The 21,230-nt window shown below is 39.6% G+C and carries 21 protein-coding genes, 1 pseudogene and 1 other annotated feature; of the genes and pseudogenes, 20 read left to right on the forward strand and 2 right to left on the reverse strand.

Annotated elements, in window-relative coordinates:
* Positions 1–4: 4 nt before the first annotated feature.
* The 6 genes from G8782_RS00305 to treR all read left to right on the forward strand — a co-directional run bounded on the left by G8782_RS00305 (position 5) and on the right by treR (position 7,215).
* Positions 5–877: a glycine betaine ABC transporter substrate-binding protein gene (locus tag G8782_RS00305; protein ID WP_172368928.1), complete on the forward strand. Its 873-nt coding sequence runs from the start codon at positions 5–7 to the stop codon at positions 875–877.
* Between the two features lie 13 nt (positions 878–890).
* Entirely contained in the window at positions 891–2,630 is a 1,740-nt protein-coding gene (locus G8782_RS00310; RefSeq protein ID WP_172368929.1) for a CocE/NonD family hydrolase, read from the forward strand.
* A gap of 245 nt (positions 2,631–2,875) precedes the next feature.
* Positions 2,876–3,373 (forward strand): PTS sugar transporter subunit IIA, encoded by a 498-nt coding sequence (locus G8782_RS00315; RefSeq protein ID WP_172368930.1) that lies wholly within the window; start codon positions 2,876–2,878, stop codon positions 3,371–3,373.
* A gap of 18 nt (positions 3,374–3,391) precedes the next feature.
* Complete coding sequence (gene treP / locus G8782_RS00320) at positions 3,392–4,798, forward strand: PTS system trehalose-specific EIIBC component (RefSeq protein WP_172368931.1); 1,407 nt, start codon at positions 3,392–3,394, stop codon at positions 4,796–4,798.
* A 31-nt stretch (positions 4,799–4,829) separates the two neighbouring features.
* A complete protein-coding gene (gene treC / locus G8782_RS00325; RefSeq protein ID WP_172368932.1) occupies positions 4,830–6,488 on the forward strand; it encodes an alpha,alpha-phosphotrehalase in 1,659 nt (552 codons plus the stop codon).
* A 13-nt stretch (positions 6,489–6,501) separates the two neighbouring features.
* Positions 6,502–7,215 carry a trehalose operon repressor gene (treR, locus tag G8782_RS00330; protein WP_172368933.1) on the forward strand — a complete coding sequence of 238 codons (714 nt, stop codon included), beginning with the start codon at positions 6,502–6,504 and terminating at the stop codon, positions 7,213–7,215.
* A gap of 54 nt (positions 7,216–7,269) precedes the next feature.
* Here the strand turns inward: treR and sspI are convergent, their stop codons facing one another.
* A complete protein-coding gene (gene sspI, locus G8782_RS00335; protein ID WP_172368934.1) occupies positions 7,270–7,482 on the reverse strand; it encodes a small acid-soluble spore protein SspI in 213 nt (70 codons plus the stop codon).
* Positions 7,483–7,573: 91 nt separating this feature from the next.
* On the opposite strand from sspI, the gene G8782_RS00340 reads away from it, so the two are divergent.
* The 13 genes and pseudogenes from G8782_RS00340 to G8782_RS18745 form a co-directional block, all read left to right on the forward strand.
* Positions 7,574–8,338 (forward strand): TrmH family RNA methyltransferase, encoded by a 765-nt coding sequence (locus tag G8782_RS00340; protein ID WP_172368935.1) that lies wholly within the window; start codon positions 7,574–7,576, stop codon positions 8,336–8,338.
* Positions 8,339–8,494: 156 nt separating this feature from the next.
* Positions 8,495–8,734 (forward strand) — a binding site (T-box leader).
* Between the two features lie 41 nt (positions 8,735–8,775).
* Complete coding sequence (gene pheS / locus G8782_RS00345) at positions 8,776–9,813, forward strand: phenylalanine--tRNA ligase subunit alpha (RefSeq protein WP_172368936.1); 1,038 nt, start codon at positions 8,776–8,778, stop codon at positions 9,811–9,813.
* 12 nt (positions 9,814–9,825) lie between these two features.
* Positions 9,826–12,237 carry a phenylalanine--tRNA ligase subunit beta gene (pheT, locus tag G8782_RS00350; RefSeq protein WP_172368937.1) on the forward strand — a complete coding sequence of 804 codons (2,412 nt, stop codon included), beginning with the start codon at positions 9,826–9,828 and terminating at the stop codon, positions 12,235–12,237.
* 134 nt (positions 12,238–12,371) lie between these two features.
* Positions 12,372–13,061 (forward strand): copper homeostasis protein CutC, encoded by a 690-nt coding sequence (locus tag G8782_RS00355; RefSeq protein ID WP_343034894.1) that lies wholly within the window; start codon positions 12,372–12,374, stop codon positions 13,059–13,061.
* Between the two features lie 15 nt (positions 13,062–13,076).
* Positions 13,077–13,760, forward strand: a complete 684-nt coding sequence (locus G8782_RS00360; protein ID WP_172368938.1) for a YjjG family noncanonical pyrimidine nucleotidase — start codon at positions 13,077–13,079, stop codon at positions 13,758–13,760.
* Between the two features lie 38 nt (positions 13,761–13,798).
* Entirely contained in the window at positions 13,799–14,152 is a 354-nt protein-coding gene (locus tag G8782_RS00365; protein ID WP_172368939.1) for a DUF1801 domain-containing protein, read from the forward strand.
* A gap of 84 nt (positions 14,153–14,236) precedes the next feature.
* Positions 14,237–15,145, forward strand: a complete 909-nt coding sequence (gene purU, locus G8782_RS00370) for a formyltetrahydrofolate deformylase (RefSeq protein WP_172368940.1) — start codon at positions 14,237–14,239, stop codon at positions 15,143–15,145.
* Positions 15,146–15,276: 131 nt separating this feature from the next.
* Positions 15,277–16,131, forward strand: a complete 855-nt coding sequence (locus G8782_RS00375; protein ID WP_172370161.1) for a DMT family transporter — start codon at positions 15,277–15,279, stop codon at positions 16,129–16,131.
* A 109-nt stretch (positions 16,132–16,240) separates the two neighbouring features.
* Positions 16,241–16,681, forward strand: coding sequence for a MarR family winged helix-turn-helix transcriptional regulator (locus tag G8782_RS00380; protein ID WP_172368941.1), 441 nt, complete (start codon positions 16,241–16,243; stop codon positions 16,679–16,681).
* Positions 16,674–17,855 carry an MFS transporter gene (locus G8782_RS00385; protein WP_172368942.1) on the forward strand — a complete coding sequence of 394 codons (1,182 nt, stop codon included), beginning with the start codon at positions 16,674–16,676 and terminating at the stop codon, positions 17,853–17,855. Before G8782_RS00380 ends, G8782_RS00385 begins: the two co-directional genes overlap by 8 nt.
* 58 nt (positions 17,856–17,913) lie before the next feature.
* Positions 17,914–18,411 (forward strand): SRPBCC family protein, encoded by a 498-nt coding sequence (locus tag G8782_RS00390; protein WP_172368943.1) that lies wholly within the window; start codon positions 17,914–17,916, stop codon positions 18,409–18,411.
* 144 nt (positions 18,412–18,555) lie between these two features.
* Positions 18,556–19,119 (forward strand): helix-turn-helix domain-containing protein, encoded by a 564-nt coding sequence (locus G8782_RS00395; RefSeq protein ID WP_172368944.1) that lies wholly within the window; start codon positions 18,556–18,558, stop codon positions 19,117–19,119.
* 17 nt (positions 19,120–19,136) lie between these two features.
* Positions 19,137–19,292, forward strand: a pseudogene (locus tag G8782_RS18745) (IS3 family transposase); the annotation flags it as partial.
* 254 nt (positions 19,293–19,546) lie between these two features.
* Here G8782_RS18745 and G8782_RS00405 read toward each other — a convergent pair.
* On the reverse strand, positions 19,547–20,023 hold the full coding sequence (locus tag G8782_RS00405) for a hypothetical protein (RefSeq protein WP_172368946.1): 477 nt from the start codon (positions 20,021–20,023) through the stop codon (positions 19,547–19,549).
* A gap of 260 nt (positions 20,024–20,283) precedes the next feature.
* Here G8782_RS00405 and G8782_RS00410 point away from each other — a divergent pair, with 260 nt between their 5' ends.
* Positions 20,284–21,225 carry an MBL fold metallo-hydrolase gene (locus tag G8782_RS00410; protein ID WP_172368947.1) on the forward strand — a complete coding sequence of 314 codons (942 nt, stop codon included), beginning with the start codon at positions 20,284–20,286 and terminating at the stop codon, positions 21,223–21,225.
* Positions 21,226–21,230 lie beyond the last annotated feature (5 nt).

Raw genomic sequence — 21,230 nt, forward strand, 5'->3', positions numbered from 1 at the left:
TTTGATGAGGAAGTTTTTATTCGGTTTAATGACAGTTTTACTTGTTGTAGTATTGGCTGCATGTTCGTCCGAAGATAAGAAAAATGATGAAAAGTCATCGGCCAAAAAAGATCAAACAATCACTTTTGGTGTAACACCATGGACAAGTACGGTGCCTCCGACAAAAATTGCACGATTGATTTTAGAAGATATGGGGTATAAGGTAAAAGAAACAAATGCTGATGTCAGCAGTATTTACATCGGTTTATCACGCGGCGATATCAATGTTTATATGGACTCATGGATGCCGAGCCACGAAGTGCACTTGGAAAAATATAAAGGAAAAGTGGAAGATACAGCAATTAGCTTTTCAGGTGCCGCGTCAGGTTTAGTTGTACCGACATATATGGAAGATATTAATTCCATCGAAGATTTAAAAGGCAAGGAAGATTTGTTTAACAATGAAATTTATGGAGTTGAAGCAGGCGGGAACGCGGCTAAAATTATTGATTCCTTGATAGAAGGATACGGTTTGGATATGAAACAAGTAAATTCTTCTGAAGGCGGTATGATTGCCCAAGGAAGACGTCAAATCGAACAGAAAAAGCCAGTTGTATTCTACGGATGGCGGCCTCATACGATGTTTAATAAAATGGACATCAAAGTAATCGAAGATCCTAAAGGTTACTTCAGTATTCCAGATATCCACGTCATCACGAATGCGGGTCTGAAAGAAGAAGCACCTGAAGCATATGAATTTTTAAGCAATTGGAGCATCGACATTGATGATCTTGAAGCAATGATCGTAGCGATTGAAGACGGTGCAGAGCCGGAAGATGTTGCGCGCGAGTGGATTGATAACAATCAGGATAAAGTGAATGAAATGATCGGTAAATAATAGGAGTGTTTTCATGAGTGAGTACAGAGAAATAATTGTTGAAAGGGAAGTTCCTTGCACAGTCAGGGATGGGGTCACATTATATGCGAATATCTATCGACCCCAAGGCGATGGCCAATTTCCTGTTTTATTATCTAGACTACCTTATAATAAAAACCTTCCAGAGTTTTCCCATCGATACATCGACCCGATACGAATTGCGATGAATGGGTATGTCGTCATTATTCAAGACGTTCGGGGACGATTTGCTTCAGAAGGAGTATTTGAACCTTATATACAAGAACTAGAGGATGGCTACGATACAGTTGAATGGGCAGCGAAACTGCCTTATTCGACTGGCGATGTCGGGATGTTCGGCTTGTCTTATTACGGTTTTACGCAATTGTATGCAGCACTTGAACGACCGCCTTCACTCAAGGCAATATTTCCCGCACAGACTAGAAGCTTGTCGCGAAATGATTTGTTTTATAGAAATGGTGTTTATGAGTTGGCGTTCATTGAAACATGGATGCTCGATTCGATTGCACCCGATTATTTAAAAAGAGTGGGAAGCGGCAATTTCGAAGAAACAATGCAGGAAATCAGTCATGATTTAAATAATATTGATGAGTGGTATAAACATAAACCATTTAAAAAGTGGCCGCCAATTAACAAACACCCAGAATTGGCGAAGCTCGTTAATAAGTATTTAAATCAAGAACTAGGGAATAAACTTCTTGCAGAAAAAGTTGCAGAGAATGAAAAACGCAGGAAAATTGAAATACCAGCCTATCATTTGGCGGGATGGTATGACAGCCACTTGGCACCTACATTAACGAATTATGAGGAAATGCAAAGTTCGAAAAACAATCAAAAATTGATCATTGGACCGTGGGCGCATGGCCAATTCGACTCGGACATTGGAGAACGCTTCTATGGAGTGAATAGCTCAGGAAATTCGATAGAAGGGGAAGCTGATATTACGACTCTCCATATTGAATGGTTCGACCATTGGCTAAAGGGAAACAATACGAGTCTCAATGAAAACGATGACCCCGTAAAAATATTTGTAATGGGCATAAACGAATGGCGATCGGAAAAAGAATGGCCGTTGAAACGTACAGTATATACGCCTTTTTACTTTCAAAGTGATGGTCGCGCAAATACAGATATGAATTCAGGTCGATTACTCGAAAAGCCTGCTGATGAAGTACAAAAAGATTACTATATTCATAATCCGAATAATCCAGTTCCTAGTCTCGGAGGCGGCACATTATTTTTCAAAGGAAGAAATAATGGTCCTCGAGATCAAAGAGAGATTGAAAAAAGGGAAGACGTCGTAGTTTACACATCAGAACCTTTAACAGAACCGCTAGAAGTGACGGGCTGGGTGAAAGTCAATCTATGGGCGTCTTCTGATGCTGCCGATACGGACTTTACAGCAAAATTAGTTGATGTTTTACCCGATGGTCGTGCTTATAACCTCACTGATGGGATTGTACGTGCAAAGTACCGCAATGGGGATTCAGAAGAAACGAGCCTCAAAGGCGAAATCGTCCAATACGAAATTGATTTGTGGGCAACGAGCAATGTATTTTTACCTGGACATTGCATCCGAATCGAAATCGCATCAAGTAATTTCCCGCGATTTGATGTGAATCCAGGTACGGGTGACACAACGCTGGATACAGTAGAAATGATTCCCGCAAAACAAACGATATACCATGGGGCTGAATATCCTTCCCATGTCGTACTTCCAGTCATACCGAAATAGCGAAAAAGCAAACCGTTGAAAAATGGTTTGCTTTTTTTTATTGCCTGCCTGGGTCCTTCCCGTCCCGGCATACGCTGGCTTCATGAATAATCCTGACCAATTCACTAATTGTTTATGAAAACAGAAATAAGGAAATAGAAAGAGAAATGTAAATTCTGGAATATAGGTGGAAGCGGTTGCACAACATGTATATACAAGTTATAATAAAAGCAATACATGTATAGACAAGTAGAGGAGAGATGTAAATGTTGAAAAAATTATTCGGGAAAAAAGAAGTTGTAAAAGAAGAAACAATTATGGCTTCGCTTACAGGTTCAGTCGTACAGCTTGAGGAGGTTCCAGATCCTGTTTTTTCTCAAAAGATGTTAGGAGACGGTATTGCAATCATGCCTACCGATGGAATCGTAGTGGCTCCATTTGATGGAGAAATCGTTCAATTATTCCCTACTAAACACGCAATCGGTTTACGCGGGAAGTCCGGACTTGAAGTCTTAGTTCATATCGGTTTGGAAACAGTCGCGTTAAACGGAGAAGGGTTTGAAGCATTTGTCAAACAAGGTGATAAAGTTTCAGCAGGCGATAAACTCGTCAAGTTTGATATGGATTTTGTTAAGGAGAATGCAAACAGTCTCGTAACTCCGATCACGTTAACTAACGGCGATGTCGTCGAGTCGTTTACGGTTACTGAAGAATCATCTGTTGTTGCCGGCGAAACAAAATTATTAACAGTACACTTAAAATAAAAATTTGGGGGAATAAGAATGGAATTTTCGAAAGAAGCCAAGCAGATAGTCGAAGCTGTTGGTGGTAAAGATAATATTGCTGCTGTTACACATTGTGTCACCCGGCTGCGTTTTGCATTAAATGATGAGTCAAAAGTGGATTCAGAAGCGTTGAGCGATTTACAAATTGTCAAAGGAACGTTTTCTGCAAATGGCCAATATCAAGTGGTCATCGGTCAAGGAACGGTCGATAAAGTATATGCTGCTATGAATAAAGAGAGCGGTATAGGCGAAGCTACTAAAGAAGAAGTGAAAGACGCTGCTGCCAAAAAACAAAATCCTCTGCAACGTGCAATCAAAACGTTAGCAGATATATTCATACCAATTCTACCAGCAATCGTTACGGCTGGATTATTAATGGGAATAAACAACATTCTCACGAATAAAGGAATTTTCTATAAAACACAATCAATTATTGATGTCCATGTGCAATGGGTCGGCGTAGCGGATATGATTAATATCATCGCGAATACTGCCTTCGTCTTTTTACCTGCCTTAATCGGTTGGTCGGCCGTCAAACGATTTGGCGGAAGTGAAATATTAGGGGTAGTACTGGGATTAATTTTAGTCCACCCTGATTTACTGAATGCATGGGCTTATGGATCAGCACTAGCTGAGGGCAGTATTCCAACATGGAATCTATTCGGTTTAGAAATTAATAAAATTGGTTATCAAGGTCAAGTATTACCTGTATTATTTGCATCTTGGATATTAGCAAAACTGGAAATCGGACTTAGAAAACGAGTTATTGATTCATTGCAATTACTAGTCGTAGCACCAATCGCATTACTAGTGACAGGTGTTTTAACTTTTATTATTATCGGTCCAATCACATTTGTCATTGGTAATGTTATTACGGATGGCTTAGTAGCTATCTTTGATTCGTATGCGCTAATTGGCGGATTAGTGTATGGAGCAATTTACGCACCTTTAGTCATTACGGGCATGCACCATACGTTCCTAGCAGTAGATTTACAGTTAATCGGGAGTACGGGAACGACTTTCTTATGGCCAATACTGGCTTTATCAAATATCGCACAAGGATCTGCTGCGTTTGCGATGATGCTTGCAACGAGAGATGAAAGACTGCGCGGTCTCTCCGGGACATCTGGAATTTCCGCATGGTTGGGTATTACGGAACCGGCGATGTTCGGAGTGAACTTACGTTTCAGATATCCATTTATAGCGGCCATAATCGGTTCAGCAATTGCAGCCGCATTTATTACGTTCCAAAAAGTACTCGCAACTTCAATTGGTGTTGGCGGGGTCCCTGGAATATTCTCGATAATTCCAAGTGGCTGGGTTTCATTTATCATCGGAATGGTCATCGTTATCGTAGTTCCATTTGTCATAACATTTTTGATTGCAAAACGGAAGAAAGACTAATATACAACTAGATTATTGAGGTGTTTGTTAAATGAGTAATGCTTGGTGGAAAGATGCCGTCGTTTATCAAATTTATCCGAAAAGTTTTATGGATACAACGGGAAGCGGAACAGGCGATATAAAAGGAATCACAAGAAAATTAGATTATCTGAAAGAATTAGGTGTAGATGTTCTCTGGTTAACGCCTGTCTATCAGTCACCGCAAAATGATAATGGGTATGATATCAGTGATTATTATTCAATCGATGAGTCATTCGGCACGATGGAAGATTTTGAAGAATTGCTAGAAGAAACCCATAAACGCGGCATGAAACTAATTATGGATCTTGTGATTAATCATACTTCCACTGAACATGAGTGGTTTAAAAAGTCCGCTAGCTCCAAGGACAATGAATACCGTGACTTTTATATTTGGAAAGATCCGGTTGACGGCAAAGAGCCGAATAATTGGCAGTCTAAATTCGGCGGATCTGCATGGGGTTATGATGAAAATACCGGTCAGTATTATTTACATCTGTTTGATAAAACGCAGGCCGATTTAAATTGGGAAAATGAAACGGTTCGCAAAAAGCTTTATGAAATGATTCAATTCTGGGCGGATAAAGGAATCGATGGATTCCGGTTAGATGTCATCAATTTGATTTCCAAAAATCAAGATTTCCCGAATGATGATATTGGGGACGGCCGCAGATTCTATACTGACGGACCTAAAATTCACGAGTATTTACATGAAATGAATCAAGCAGTCCTTTCACCGAATCAGCTAATGACGGTAGGCGAGATGTCTTCAACGACACTTGAGAGTTGTATTCTGTATACTCAAGAAGAACGAAAAGAATTAGACATGACATTCCAATTCCATCATTTGAAAGTGGATTATCCTGAAGGGGAAAAATGGACGAAAGCGCCGTTTGATTTTATTCAACTAAAAGAGATTCTTGCGCACTGGCAAGTTGGAATGCATGAAGGAAAAGGCTGGAATGCGCTGTTTTGGTGCAACCATGACCAACCTCGTATTGTGTCGAGATTAGGTGATGACCAGAACTATCATGCTGAATCGGCAAAAATGCTTGCAACAACAGTCCATATGATGAATGGAACACCTTATATTTACCAAGGTGAAGAAATCGGCATGACGAACCCTAATTTTACCGATATTAGTGATTATCGTGATGTTGAATCATTGAATGCTTACCAAATTATGAAAAACGATGGCAAATCAGATCAAGAAATCATCGGAATATTGCAGCAAAAATCACGTGATAATGCGAGAACGCCAATGCAGTGGTCGGCTGAGAAAAATGCTGGGTTTACGACTGAAACACCATGGATTTCAGTTGCGCATAACTATCCTGAGATAAATGCAGAAAAAGCATTATCGGAACCAGACTCGATATTTAACCACTATAAACAGCTAATTGCGCTAAGAAAGAAGTATCCTATAATTGTACACGGCGACTTTAACATGCTTTTAGAAGATCATCGAAGTGTGTTTGCTTATACTAGAAATTGGGAGAATGAAACAATCCTTGTTGTTAACAATTTTTACGGTGAGGAAGTAACAGTCGGTTTCGATATTGGTGATAATGAAAATGTGGAAATTCTGATTTCGAATTACCGGGATTCCGAACGTACACTGAATGAATTGACTTTAAGACCTTATGAATCAGTTGTGTATTACGTAAAATAATGGGGTTGCGCAAATGAAAAAATATTTAGCGATTTATCATGACTTGGTCGATAAAACGAAAAATAACTATTGGGGGGAAGCAGAAATGCTTCCTTCTGAAAATAGTTTAACATTGGAGTATGATGTGTCTAGGGAAACCATACGAAAAGCACTCGATTTGCTTGCGCAAAATGGCTATATTCAAAAAGTGCGCGGTAAAGGATCTGTCATTCTCAATGTAAATAAATTCGACTTTCCTGTTTCTGGTATTGTTAGTTTCAAAGAGCTGGCAACAAATTTAAAAATGCCAACAAGGACGATTGTGAATGAGTTATCACTAATTGAGGCTGATGAAAAACTGCAATATAAATTGGATGTAGAACCAGGAGAAACAGTCTGGAAAGTAGTGCGCACCAGAGAAATATCCGGGGAAAAAGTAATTTTAGACAAAGATTATTTTAATAAAAGCATCGTTCCTGTATTGACAAAGAAAGCCTGTGAAGATTCCATTTATGAATACTTGGAAAACAAGTTGAACTTGAAAATCAGTTATGCTCGTAAAGAAATTACAGTAGAAGAGCCAACTAACGAGGACCGGGAATTATTAGATTTAGACGGACACTCAAATATTGTCATTATTAAAAGTGTAGTATATTTAGATGATACAACTTTATTTCAATATACTGAGTCGCGCCATCGTCCCGATAAATTTCAATTTGTTGATTTTGCACGGAGAACACAGAATTAGAAAAAGTCCATTTCATCAATTTACTTTCAATTGATGAAATGGACTTTTGTTTTCTTAGCCAGCTTGAAATGCTTTTGCGAGATCGTTCGTCATTTTCGACTTTTCTTGTTCACCTGAACTATTCCAAAGTTTTTCAAAAAAGACTCCAAGTCCTGGTAATAAATGCTCTTCGCCTCGCTTGATGGCATCTTCGACAACTCCGCGAATATCTTCTGCCGAGTTGTTTGTCATGTTCGCTGTGATTGCATCTCTAATTTGAAAATCCATAGCATCAGCCTCCCGCTATCATTTTGTACACATTTATCGCCAATTATACGGCTATTTGATACACTGAAAAGAAAAAGGTGGAAATCTATTTATGAAGCGCATTGAATCAATCCAAAACTCACTCGTGAAACATTGGAAAAAACTTGTGTTAACAAGGAAAGAGCGAGATAACTCGAAAGAATTTCTAGTCGAAGGGTTTCATCTTGTTGAAGAAGCATTAAAATCGGAAGAAGCGGTCCTTTCATTGATTGTCCGTGAAGGCGTTGAACTTCCGGCCAATTGGAATATGGAAAACGTGCAAATGGTTGAAGTCAATCATGCAGTTGCAAAAGAGATTGCGGAAACTGAACAGTCGCAAGGTGTTTTCGCCTATTGCCGTCAACCAGAATATGATGAAAGCATGTACTCCTCTTGGACAAAATTATTATTAATTGATTCCGTGCAGGACCCGGGGAATGTCGGAACGATGATTCGGACAGCTGATGCCGCGGGAATGGATGCGGTCATTCTAGGGCAGGGAACTGCGGATCCATATAATCCAAAAACTGTCCGTGCTGCGCAAGGCTCGAATTTCAATATTCCGGTCGTAAGAGGTGACCTTGTCCAGTGGGTTCAGAATTTGAAAGCTGAAGGTATTCGAGTCATCGGAACTGGACTTAATAATGCATCGAATTATTCAGATGTCGAGATCGACTCCAAGTTCGCAATTATCGTCGGGAATGAAGGAAGCGGGGTAAATCCTGACTTATTAGCATTAACTGATGATGTTGTAAAAATTCCTTTGTATGGAAAAGCTGAATCGTTGAATGTTGCTGTCGCTACGGGGATACTTTTGTATGCATATACTGCGAAGTAAGTGGTAACTGATTGCGTGTGCTTGAAAATTCATTATTCCCGCTGGAGTCGCCGCCCTACAATCCAATCAAAGTGAATTATTCACCGCAAAGCCTAATCAAGAGGGTATGTTGTTGAATAACCTTTGTCAATCAGGTATACTTAAAATAATTGAAGTGAAAAAGCATTGAGTGGGAAAAGTAAACAATAGGATGAACCAAAAGGGAGTTTGCGCCTTGACTGAAAGCGCAAATCGGTTTTGTTTGTTTATGTTCACCCCATGAGCTGCCGCCGGGACTAGAGAAATCTATAAAGGCGTGCCGGCACCGGACCGTTATCCGATTTGAGAGATCATACGGTTTATATTTAACGTATGGTAATCAGGGTGGTACCGCGAAATTACGTCCTCGTCCCTTTTATAGGGGCGGGGGCTTTTTATTTTGAAAGGAGCATGACCAAATGGAACAACAGTTGAATGAATTAAAAGAACAAGCGTTAGCGAAAATTCAAGAAGCGACGAATGTGAAAGAATTGAACGAGGTCCGTGTCGCTTATTTAGGAAGAAAAGGACCGATTACAGATGCTTTAAAAGGCATGGGGAAATTACCGGCTGAGGAACGTCCTAAAATGGGCGCGTTAGTCAACGTCATTCGTGCTACTGTTACTGAAGTACTTGAAGAACGCATGGCGAAGCTTGAAGAGGACGCAATTAACGAGCAACTCGAAAAGGAATCTATCGATGTTACATTACCGGGTAGACCTGCACGCACTGGAAATCACCATCCGTTGACTCGTGTGGTCGAGGAGATCGAGGATTTCTTCATCAGCATGGGTTACGAAGTTGCCGAAGGTCCTGAAGTTGAGAAAGATTATTATAACTTCGAAGCACTTAATTTGCCGAAAGGGCATCCAGCGCGTGATATGCAAGATTCGTTTTATATTTCAGAAGATATTCTACTTCGAACGCATACATCACCTGTTCAAGCTCGCACGATGGAAGCAAAAGGCGGCGCGCCGATAAAAATCATTTGCCCGGGGAAAGTATACCGTCGTGACAGCGATGATGCAACGCACTCTCACCAGTTTACACAAATTGAAGGACTCGTCATTGGCGATGATATTCGCATGAGCGACTTAAAAGGCACGCTTTCTTTATTCGCTAAGAAAATGTTCGGAGATGATCGTGAAATCCGTTTGCGTCCGAGTTTCTTCCCGTTCACGGAACCGTCCGTTGAAATGGATATTTCTTGCTTCAAATGCGGCGGCGACGGTTGTAACGTTTGTAAAAAGACGGGATGGATTGAAATTCTAGGTGCCGGCATGGTGCATCCGAATGTATTGGAAATGGCAGGCTATGATCCATCTGTCGTAACAGGTTTTGCATTTGGAATGGGACCTGAGCGAATTGCAATGTTGAAATACGGTGTGGAAGATATTCGTCATTTCTATACGAATGACGTTCGTTTTGTATCGCAATTTCACCGGACAGAAGCATAAGGAGGAAAATACATGTTAGTTTCTACAGAATGGCTAAAAGATTATGTAAATATAGATGGAATTCCCGCTCCTGAATTGGCGGAAAGTATTACACGTTCAGGAATCGAAGTGGACGCGATTATTAATCGTTCACAAGGCATGACGAATGTTGTTGTGGGGCACGTACTCGAATGCGTACAACATCCAGATGCCGATAAACTAAACGTTTGTCAAGTTGACATCGGAGCAGAAACGTCACAAATCGTCTGCGGAGCGCCGAACGTTTCCAAAGGGCAAAAAGTGATCGTTGCTAAATCCGGAGCAGTTCTTCCGGGCGGATTTGAGATTAAACAAGCGAAACTCCGCGGTGTAGAATCAAACGGAATGATTTGTTCGCTGCAAGAACTCGGAATCGAAGGCAGACTTGTTCCGAAAGAATATGCAGAAGGAATTTACGTTCTTCCTGAAGATGCGGTTGTAGGTTCAAATGCGCTTAAAATTCTTGAGTTGGACGACACAGTCCTCGAATTCGATTTGACGCCGAATCGCTCGGATGCTTTAAGCATGTTAGGTGTTGCCTATGAAGTTGGCGCGATTTTATCTCAAGAAGTGAAACTGCCGGAAATTGCATATGAAGAATCTGCTGAAAAAGCAGAAGACGTGCTAAAGCTTCGCATTGACGCGAAAGATGAAAATCCGATGTACGTAGCAAAAGTTGTGAAAAACGTTAAAATTGCCGAATCTCCATTATGGCTTCAAAATCGCTTGATGGCTTCTGGCATTCGTCCGCATAATAACGTCGTTGACATCACGAACTTCATTTTGCTCGAATACGGTCAGCCGCTTCATGCATTCGATTACGATCGACTTGTGACAGGTGAAATTGTAGTGCGACTTGCAGAAGAAGGCGAGAAAATCACGACGCTTGATGAAGCTGAACGCACATTGAAGTCTCATCAACTAGTTATCACAAATGGCGCTGAACCGGTTGCTATCGCAGGTGTGATGGGCGGAGCAAATTCGGAAGTGCACGACGGAACGACGACAGTTGTCATTGAATCTGCATACTTCACACCGGCAACTGTACGTAGAACCTCTAAAGAGCATGGGCTACACAGCGATGCGAGCACGCGTTTTGAAAAAGGCGTGGACCCGGAGCGTGTTGTCGCAGCTGCTGAACGGGCGGCACAACTCATCGCGGAACTTGCGGATGGGGAAGTGCTCGCAGGTTCAGTCATGATTGATGAACTCGACAAAACGCCAGTGCAAATTACGATTTCACCAGATTACATTAACAGCCGGCTCGGGATGAAAATTTCATTGGAAGATATGCTCTCGATTTTGGAGAGATTGAAGTTTCCTACTGAAGCGATTAATGGACAATTAGTTATTGATGCACCAACTCGCAGGCAAGATATCCGGATTAAAGAAGATATCATTGAAGAAATTGCTAGAATGTATGGGTATGACAATATCCCGATGACGCTTCCAATTACCGAATCAAACCCGGGCGGACTCACGCCTTACCAGAAAAAACGCAGAACTGTAAAGGCGTTTTTAGAAGGCGCGGGATTATACGAAACGTTAACGTATTCATTAACATCAGCGAAAGAAGCTCAAACCTATGCGCTTGAAACAGCACCGGTTACGAACTTGTTAATGCCGATTAGTGAAGAAAGAAGCACGCTCCGTCAAAGTATTATCCCTCATTTACTAGAAGTAGCTACGTATAACGTAGCCCGCAGAAATGAATCTGTAGGGTTTTATGAAATAAGTTCCGTATTCCTTGATGAAGAGGAAGATGGTCTTCCAAAAGAAACGGCTCATGTTGCCTCAGTCATCACCGGAAATTGGGTGGATCATGCGTGGCAAGCAGATACGAAAAAAGTTGATTTCTTCGTATTGAAAGGAATTGTCGAAGGGCTGATGGATAGTCTCGGTCTTGTCGATGAATTAACATTCGAACAGGCAGTTCTAGAGGGAATGCACCCGGGAAGAACTGCAAATATTTATCACGGCAATAAACGCATTGGTTTCATCGGTCAAATTCATCCGACGGAACAAAATAAGCGTGACTTGAAAGAGACATATGTCATGGAAATGAATCTTGATAAAATCCTTTCCATCGAAACGGAAGAGTTGCTCTACGTACCTGTTCCGCGTCACCCGTCAATCTCGCGAGACATTGCACTAGTTGTTTCGAGTGATACGTCAGCTGGGGCACTTGAAGACGTTATCCGACGCGCTGGAGGCGAATTATTAACTGGTGTTAAGCTATTTGATCTATACGAAGGAGATAACGTAGAAAGCGGCAAGAAATCAGTCGCATTCTCCTTGAAATATCAAGACCCAGAAAGAACACTAACAGACGAAGAAGTCGTCAAAGCGCATGAGAAAGTATTGGCAGCATTGACAAGTGAAGCTGGGGCACAGCTTCGCGGATAATATTGATAAACTTACTAACCGGTCCATTAATTTTTAATGGGGACGGTTAGTTTTTTATTTGTGAGGATCCTCATTTCAAAACATGTGTTATAATCCATTCTTAAGTGAGAAGCGTTTTATATTAAGGGAAGGTGATGCACATGATATTGGAAGTGATCGCAACAAGTTTGGAAGATGCTGTAGCTGCTGAGCGAGGGGGTGCTGATCGACTGGAACTTTGTGCTGCTTTGTCTGAAGGTGGATTAACCCCAAGTTTGGGATTAGTAGAAGCGGTTGTTGCAGGTGTTGATATTCCAGTAAACGTAATTATTCGGCCACATAGCCGCAGTTTTCATTATGAGGAAAGTGATTTAGCTGTTATGGCGGCCGATATTCTCCATATTAAACGCGCCGGGGTTGCCGGCATCGTTATTGGTGCATTAACGAAGAATGGGAATGTAGATACGGAAGCGATGTCACGTTTATTAGATATAGCTGAAGATATGGACGTGACGTTTCATCGCGCTTTCGATAGAGTAGAAAACCAGATGGAAGAGTTGGAGACTATCGCTAGTTTCTCGCAAATCGGAAGGGTGTTAACCTCTGGTGGGCTCGCGCCTGCTCCTCAATCAGTCGAACAACTTAAAAAGCTGGTTGAAAAATCTAAAGATATGACGGTAAAAATCATGGCTGGGCACGGCATGACTGCTGACTCGGTATCTTCATTGATTGCAACAACAGGCGTTGAAGAGATTCATTTTGGCTCCGGGATTCGCGTCAATCAAAGTTTCATGCATCCGATTGATTCTGATGTGATTTCGAAAATAAAAAAGAGTTTCAAATAATTGTTGGTGACAGCTATGAAATACGAAATTATATTATTTGATGTTGATGACACGTTGTTTGACTTCGTTAAGTCGGAAAAACTGGCCTTACACAAAGCATTTGCAGAGTTTGGGTTGCCGACGGGATTGGCTAATTTTGAAGCCGATTACCAAGAAATTAGCAAAGTTTTATGGGGAGATTTGGAACAGGGACATATCTCGATTACTGATTTGGGGATAGAGAGATTTAGGAGATTATTCTTTTTGCATGAACTTGAAATTAATGCAGAAGCATTCAGCTGTGCTTATCTTGAATATTTGGGTAAAAAAACACATCTCGTTAAAGGAGCCGTAGAATTATGTGGCAAGCTTTCGTGTTACCGGATGGCGATTATAACAAATGGATTCACAGATGTGCAGAAGTCAAGAATTGAAGGTTCTCCCCTAAGTAATATGTTTGAGCATATTATTATTTCTGAAGAGGTTGGATTCCAGAAGCCCGAAAAAGAAATTTTCGATTATGCGTTTTCTAAGCTACAAATTAAAGATAAAGGAAAAGTATTGATTGTAGGTGATTCATTGACTTCTGACATTCGTGGGGGAATGAATTACGGGATTGATACTTGCTGGTTTAATCCGAATCATAAGGAAAACAATTCGGAAATTGAGCCAACATATGAAATCCATGAGCTGGCAGACCTTCTGAAGATTGTAGGTTAGATGTTAACTCATATAAAAAATATAAGAGGTGTATTGAAATGAAACCTAAGAAAAGCGAAAAAGTTGATCAGTTCATTGATGCTTTACCAGAGAATATCCAAGAGATAACAACTTGCCTGCGTAACGTTATCTTAGAAACATCCGAAGACTTCACAGAGGACATTAAGTGGGGCATGCCTTCTTACAGCATACAAAAAAATATTTGTTACCTGCAACCATCCAAAAATCACGTTAATCTAGGATTCTATTTTGGCGCAAGCCTTATAGATGAAGACAATCTATTGGAAGGAACAGGGAAGCAAATGCGTCATATTCGAATCAAAAAATTAGACGAGATCCAATCAGAAAAATTTAAAGCTTTAATTCAATCGGCAATTGAATCGAAAGCTTAATATTAACAGGGTTATTGTTTGAGAAGTAACCCGAAATGTTGCATAATAGGAAGTTATTATCTATAGGAATAGAGGGTACTTGCAATGTCTATTAGTACAAAAGTGAATAAAAAATCGGAGAAACAAAATAATCAACTTGAAAATCTAGGGCGGCTAGTAGTGAAATGTCCGGACAAACCAGGAATTGTTTCGGTTTTGTCGACGTTTTTACATAATCATAATGCAAATATTGTTGAATCCAGCCAGTATTCTAGTGATCCAGAGAATGGAACCTTTTTCATTCGAATTGAGTTTCATTGCGAGAATCTATTGGATAAAGCGGCACAGATCGAGAAGGACTTTGAATTGATTGCTAACAACCATTCAATGGATTTTCAATTTAACTATGCGATTGAACGTCAACGTTCAGCTATATTTGTCTCAAAGGAACCGCATTGTTTAGTAGAACTTTTGTGGGAATGGCAAAATGGCGACTTGGATACGGATATTGTCGTTGTCATTAGTAATCATGAAGAAGCAAGAGACATGGTGGAGGCGTTAGGAATTCCATTTCATTATATTCCGGCGAACAAAGAGATTCGAAAAGAAGTCGAAGCCGAGCAAATCCGGTTAATGGAAGTATATAACGTTGATTTACTAATTCTTGCGCGTTATATGCAAATTTTGACGCCTGATTTTGTCAGTCGTTTTGAGAATCGAATTATTAATATTCACCATTCATTCCTTCCAGCATTTATCGGGGCAGGGCCATATGAACGTGCATATGATCGAGGTGTAAAACTGATTGGCGCCACGTCTCATTATGTTACAAACGATCTTGATGAGGGACCGATTATTGAGCAGGATGTAGAGCGGGTGGATCATCGTGACCATGTGAGCGACTTGAAAAAGATAGGGCGTCAAATCGAGCGACGCGTTCTTGTGAAAGCTGTAAAATGGCATCTTGAGAATCGAATTATCGTTAAAAACAACAAAACGATCGTGTTTCATTAATAAATAAACGTTTTAAAGCATCGACATCTATACAATTCGATTATTGTAGTAGATGTTGGTGTTTTTATTAATTTCCCAATTTAAAATTAGAAAGTATAGCAAGGGAAGTGATATACGTGAATAGAATTCCAATGTTGCAAATGACATTAGCGATGGCGATTTTTGGTTCAATCGGTTTTTTTACAATCAAAACAGGGATTCCAGCAGTAGAATTAGTGTTTATTCGCTGCATTTGTGCCACTGTCTTTTTAGGCGGCTTTTGGCTAATCTCCGGTCTGCATAAGGTCGAAGTTTGGCAAAAGCGGGAAGTCGTGCAAACGATTGTTTGCGGAGTCTTTTTAGTTTTGAATTGGGTGTTTTTGTTTAAAGCATTTGAAGTAATGTCGATTACAATAACGATTACTCTCTATAATTTAGCGCCGATCTTTGTAATCATTATTGGCGGTTTGTTTTTAAAAGAGAAGATGACAGTGACATCAATATTGGCGATAGTAACTTGTTTCTTGGGAAGCGTGTTAATAATCGGCATCCAAAACTTCAATTCGTTAACCGATTTCGTTAGTTCGGGTTTCGGTTGGGCAATACTTTCTGCAATATGCTTTGCAATGACGATGTTGCTTGGAAAAGGGGTTACGCGGCTTAGTGCATACGCAATGACGTTTGTGCAAACATCAATCGGAATTCTCATGTTATTCCCGTTTATGAACTTCAGTGTTTTTATTGGGTTGACTGATTCAAATTGGTTATACATTATTGGGACAGGTTTGATACATACTGGGTTTGTTTATTATTTATTTTTCAATAGCTTGCGTAAATTATCTACGGTTGTCATATCGGCTTTGGTGTTTGTGGATCCTGTTGTTGCGATTCTTCTTGATACGATTATTTTGGATTTTAAACCTACTAATTTACAAGCTATTGGAATTCTTCTCATCTTTGGCGGAATTGTTTATACAATTATTAAGCAGGAAAAAGAAGTTGCATAACCACAATTTAATTTAGGGACCTTCGGGTTCCTTTTTTTGTTTTTGAATAAAAATAAAGGTATACTATTAATTAGTTTCACAAACTAATTAAATGAAGGCAGGCAATTTCATGAAACCGCATAAGCAACTTTTTTACGCATATTCAGCATTGTATCGACCGTACTTAAATCAAATAAATGCACAGCTAGCACCATTCAGTCTCACGAGTTCTCAGTGGGCGATCATGCATTTTATTTTACGCAATGGAGCGCAAACAATTAGTGATATTTCCACATACATCAATGTCGAGAGACCAACAATTACCAAAATGGTTCAAAGATTAACGGAGCTTGATTATGTTGAAGCGCAGCCTGGAATAGATAAACGCACTAGGTTTATCCGATTATCTGAAAACGGACAAACTGTTTGTGAGCAAGTACAGGAGAAGTTAAGCGCGTATCAAAGCTATCTACTGGAAGAGATACCGGAAGCCGATCAAGTATTGGTCGCTGACGTATTAAGGAAAATCTCGGACAGAATCAATACTAACGAGGATGGGACGCATGAATAAAGAAAAATTATGGACAAAAGAATTTATATCAATATCAGTTGTGAACTTCTTTTTGATGTTGTCTATGTATTTATTATTAGTCACAATGGCTACATATGCGACGGAAGAATTCAATGCATCTTCAAGCATGGCAGGCCTAGTTGCAAGTATTTTTATATTAGGTGCATTAACAGGGCGATTTTTTGCCGGTAAACAAATGGAGAAACTGGGAAGCCGAAAAATATTATTGGGCGGCACCTTATTATTTATCATTGTGACATTATTTTATTTCCTTCCTACCAACGTTTACGGTTTAATTGCTATTCGTTTTCTTCACGGGATAGGAATCGGGTTTGCAACAACGGCAACCGGAACAATTGCGGCTCACGTAATTCCGTCTACCAGAAGCGGTGAGGGAATCGGTTATTTTAGTTTAAGTGCTGTATTGTCAACAGCTGTGGGGCCATTAATCGGGATTGCATTGATCAACTATGTTGGTTATTCAAGTATTTTTGTTTTTACATTAGCAATGGGTATTGTTAGTTTTGTCATAGGGCTTCCTATCAAAGCGCCAAAAATCAAGTATAAAACAAGTTCGGATAACAAAGGATTTAAGCTTTCCAATTACTTCGAACCGAAAGCTATACCGATTGCGGTTGTCATGTTGGCCGGGGCATTTGCTTATTCTGGGATTCTTTCGTTTATTGCCGCCTATGCTAAGGAAATAAATCTAGTGCAAGCTGGCGGCTTTTATTTCTTTGTTTACGCGATAATCATATTAATTTCTCGACCATTTACAGGTAGGTTGATGGATTTAAAAGGGGGAAATAGCGTTGTTTACCCCGGACTTATATTATTCGCAATAGGAATGTTAGTGCTAAGTCAAGCCCAATCGAGTATTACCTTTTTAGCTGCTGCTGCGATTATTGGGTTAGGGTACGGCAATTTTCAATCAAGTACGCAAGCAATTGCGATAAAACTGACACCGCCGCATAGAATGGGATTGGCAAACTCAACCTACTTCATTTTCCTTGAACTGGGACTCGGATTAGGTCCTTTCATTCTCGGATTTTTTGTTCCCTTAATTGGATATGGAGGTTTGTATTTGTCGATGGTTGCCCTCATTGTACTTGTGATTCCTCTTTATTATGTCTTGCACGGGAAGAGGGATAAGGAGCTCTATTTGACAGAATGAGTTGATTATCGGTTTATTTTTAAAAAATCAAGTCCATTAAAATACGGGGAGAGATTTTATGAGCAATTATTCAAAAACCACTCTAAGAATGACAAGAAATGTCGATGTAGCATCAGAAAAAGTTTTCGATGCCTGGCTGAACCCTGAAATGATGAAAAAGTGGTTATTTACATTAGAAGGAACCAACCAGGTAGCAAAAAACAATCCTGAAGTAGGCGGAACATGGGAAATTGTTGACCGCCGCGATGGAAAAGACTACCGGGCCATTGGGGAGTACCTTGAAATTAATCCTTCGAAAAAGTTGGTGTTCACGTTTGAAATGCCTCAGTTTAGCGAAACAGTAGACACGATTACGATTAATCTGAACGAACTTCCACAGGGTTGCGAAATGATATTCACACAAGAAATCATCGTTCCGCATGAGGAAAATTGGACAAAAGCTGATATCGAAAAAGCGCTTAAGGAATCTCACGATGGATCTGAACATGGTTGGAATTTGATGTTCATGGGATTGAAGGAATTAGTCGAAACGGGTAAAAATAGCTATCAAGGATAAATATTTTTGGAAAAAGACACCAAAGATATAGTTCCATATTTTTCAACAGCTAATTAACAATATAAATGGCAAATAAAAACGCTCAGAATTGGTACCGACCCCCGAAAGTTAGAGTAATGAATCTAACTTTCGGGGGTATTTTTTATGGCCAAATATAATGAGGAATTTAAAATAAAGCTGGTCACTGAGTATTTAGATGGCAATATTGGATATCAATCATTGGCAAAGAAATATAATATGGGCAGCCAAACATCTATACGTGCATGGGTAAAAGCCTATGAGTCTCAAGGAATGGATGGGTTAAAACGAAGAAAGACGATCAAGAAGTATTCTGTTCAATTTAAACTAAGTACGATACAATTTATGTTAAACACAGGTGCTTCTTATTTAGAAACTGCTGTTCAATATAATTTGAACAACCCTTCCTTAATCACACGCTGGAAGAAGGAATTTCATGAAAAAGGAGTAGAAGGCCTGAATCCAAAACAAAAGGGGCGACCTTCTATGTCTAAAAAACCCAATAAACAAAAGATAAAGGAAGAAAAAAAGTTAACACGTGAAGAAGAGCTGGAACGCGAGAATGAACTACTAAGGCTAGAAAATACGTACCTAAAAAAGCTGAAAGCTTTTCGGGAAAATCCGAATGTCTTCCACGAAAAGCACAAACAAAATTGGCATTCGATCTTAAAGAAGAAGGATTCCGATTGAAGGATATTTTCTTGGTTGTGGGAATCCCTGAAGCAACCTATCACTATCATGTCAAAAACTTCGGGAAAATAGATCCAGATATCGATTTAAAAGAACGCATTACCCACCTATTTCAGGCATTTCATGAACGCTATGGCTATAAACGGATAACGAAGGAGTTACAGAAACTGGGATATTGTATTAATCATAAAAAAGTGTATCGCTTGATGCGTGAGCTAGGATTAAAGTGTATAAAGTTAATGAGTTTACTAGTTTTTCCCCATAATACATTTCTTGCTTTAAAATGCCAAAGAAATTCTCCATCGAAGCGTTGTCTGCGCAGGTTGCTTTACGTGACATACTGCATAATAAAAACTCTAACTTTTGGGGGTCGCCACCATTTTGAGCGTTTTTGACGTATATATACTTTACTAAAGCACCTATCAATTTAATTAGTGATTGTTAAATAGTAGTATTTTGCAACTTTTAATGAACTACTTAAATCAATTGATGCTTTGAAGGCAATATATATTGCAATACCTGCTACTATAGTTATAATTACAGACCCATCTTTAAGCATTTTTCTATTTTTCTTATAGAGAAAAAGCGTTGTTAGTGTAACAATTAGAAAGTATGATAGCGATAAAATTAGTTTTGCTAATGCCAAATTGCTATCATTTACAGCATTCATATAATATACTAAATCGTCTTCAGAGGCAGCTATCTCTTCGATAATAAATATATCTCCATTGTAGCCAACCTTCCAAGAAAATTTATTTTGATCTTTTGTTATGGTGTACTCATAACCAAAAGCTTTTCCATCACTAATGATCCCTGAATATTCCTGTGTATCTTCTTCATTTTGAGAACAAGCAGATAAAATAAAGATAAAACAAAATAGCATTAGCAGAATACATCTATTCATATAAATTCCCACCCATCTTTTGGTAAGTTCTACATAATTCTATAAATTAGTTTAAATAAAACATTCCGCAATCTATAGATTCATTTCAACATAAAACCTTCGTATTCCTTTTAAAAATAAATTCGATTAAAAGGAAAGCCCTTTTTTATTTTTCCATTTTCTCGGAATATGAAATTCTATAAGATGTTTTTGGAAAAGTCTGCTACAATATAATGGAACTCTTTGGAATAATGTTGCAATTATCATGGGAGGTTTTATTTATGAATAATAAAGAGCCAATTCGATTAAATGAAAGAATCTTTTTGATTGATGGTTTTGACTTAGGCGTACCTGAACGGACGGGAACTTATGTGATTGATGAAGAGGCGTTGACGCTTGTGGATACAGGCCCGAGCCCATCGGTGAAGCATGTGAAGAAGGGGTTGGGAAAACTTGGGTTTTCGTTGGATCAAGTGAAATATATTATCGTGACGCATATCCATCTGGATCACGCAGGCGGGGCAGGCTTGCTTCTTGAGCAATGTCCGAATGCTAAAGTTGTTGTCCATCCAAGGGGAGCGAGGCACTTGGCGAATCCTGCTAGATTGGTAGCTGGAGCAAAGATGGTATACGGGGAAAGGTTTTCGGAATTATTCGACCCAGTTGTTGCGATACCTGAAGAGCGCCTACTTATTAAAGATGACGGTGATAAATTGGAAATTGGCCCGGCTTGTACGCTGAGTTTCTTGGACACGCCAGGCCATGCAAAACACCATTTCAGTATTTATGATCCAGTCAGCAATGGCATGTTTACCGGGGATACTGTCGGCATTCGTTACGAACAATTGATTCGCGATGGTGTCGATTTGTATTTACCTTCGACTTCGCCAAATCAATTTGACCCTGACGCAATGCAACAGGAAATTGAACGAATGCTTATGCTTGATCTCGATTATATTTACTTTGGCCACTTTGGCATGACGAGTAACCCGAACATGTCCCTTCGCCAAGTAGCTAAATGGCTCGATATTTTTATGGAAGAAGCCGAATCGATTAGTGAAGAAAGCAATAATCATGAAATCCTTGCCGGTCGATTATTGGAAAGTGTACGAAATCATCTAAGAGAAAAAAATGTGCCTGATGATCATGAGGGTTATAGTTTAATCGAATTAGATATGCAAGTGAGCGCGATGGGCATACTTGATTATTTAAGAATATCCTAGATGTG

The organism is Sporosarcina jiandibaonis (assembly GCF_013184495.1).
Lineage (GTDB): Bacteria > Bacillota > Bacilli > Bacillales_A > Planococcaceae > Sporosarcina > Sporosarcina jiandibaonis.

Bases quoted from the DNA above. Each gene is read 5' to 3' on its own strand.
- pheS (WP_172368936.1), top strand. From the start codon at position 8,776: ATGGAACAACAGTTGAATGAATTAAAAGAACAAGCGTTAGCGAAAATT.
- G8782_RS00340 (WP_172368935.1), top strand. From the start codon at position 7,574: ATGAAGCGCATTGAATCAATCCAAAACTCACTCGTGAAACATTGGAAA.
- purU (WP_172368940.1), top strand. From the start codon at position 14,237: ATGTCTATTAGTACAAAAGTGAATAAAAAATCGGAGAAACAAAATAAT.
- pheT (WP_172368937.1), top strand. From the start codon at position 9,826: ATGTTAGTTTCTACAGAATGGCTAAAAGATTATGTAAATATAGATGGA.
- G8782_RS00315 (WP_172368930.1), top strand. From the start codon at position 2,876: ATGTTGAAAAAATTATTCGGGAAAAAAGAAGTTGTAAAAGAAGAAACA.
- treP (WP_172368931.1), top strand. From the start codon at position 3,392: ATGGAATTTTCGAAAGAAGCCAAGCAGATAGTCGAAGCTGTTGGTGGT.
- treC (WP_172368932.1), top strand. From the start codon at position 4,830: ATGAGTAATGCTTGGTGGAAAGATGCCGTCGTTTATCAAATTTATCCG.
- G8782_RS00405 (WP_172368946.1), bottom strand. From the start codon at position 20,023: ATGAATAGATGTATTCTGCTAATGCTATTTTGTTTTATCTTTATTTTA.
- G8782_RS00385 (WP_172368942.1), top strand. From the start codon at position 16,674: ATGAATAAAGAAAAATTATGGACAAAAGAATTTATATCAATATCAGTT.
- G8782_RS00305 (WP_172368928.1), top strand. From the start codon at position 5: ATGAGGAAGTTTTTATTCGGTTTAATGACAGTTTTACTTGTTGTAGTA.
- G8782_RS00365 (WP_172368939.1), top strand. From the start codon at position 13,799: ATGAAACCTAAGAAAAGCGAAAAAGTTGATCAGTTCATTGATGCTTTA.
- G8782_RS00310 (WP_172368929.1), top strand. From the start codon at position 891: ATGAGTGAGTACAGAGAAATAATTGTTGAAAGGGAAGTTCCTTGCACA.
- G8782_RS00360 (WP_172368938.1), top strand. From the start codon at position 13,077: ATGAAATACGAAATTATATTATTTGATGTTGATGACACGTTGTTTGAC.
- G8782_RS00380 (WP_172368941.1), top strand. From the start codon at position 16,241: ATGAAACCGCATAAGCAACTTTTTTACGCATATTCAGCATTGTATCGA.
- G8782_RS00375 (WP_172370161.1), top strand. From the start codon at position 15,277: ATGTTGCAAATGACATTAGCGATGGCGATTTTTGGTTCAATCGGTTTT.
- G8782_RS00410 (WP_172368947.1), top strand. From the start codon at position 20,284: ATGAATAATAAAGAGCCAATTCGATTAAATGAAAGAATCTTTTTGATT.
- treR (WP_172368933.1), top strand. From the start codon at position 6,502: ATGAAAAAATATTTAGCGATTTATCATGACTTGGTCGATAAAACGAAA.
- G8782_RS00390 (WP_172368943.1), top strand. From the start codon at position 17,914: ATGAGCAATTATTCAAAAACCACTCTAAGAATGACAAGAAATGTCGAT.
- G8782_RS00355 (WP_343034894.1), top strand. From the start codon at position 12,372: ATGCACATGATATTGGAAGTGATCGCAACAAGTTTGGAAGATGCTGTA.
- G8782_RS00395 (WP_172368944.1), top strand. From the start codon at position 18,556: ATGGCCAAATATAATGAGGAATTTAAAATAAAGCTGGTCACTGAGTAT.
- sspI (WP_172368934.1), bottom strand. From the start codon at position 7,482: ATGGATTTTCAAATTAGAGATGCAATCACAGCGAACATGACAAACAAC.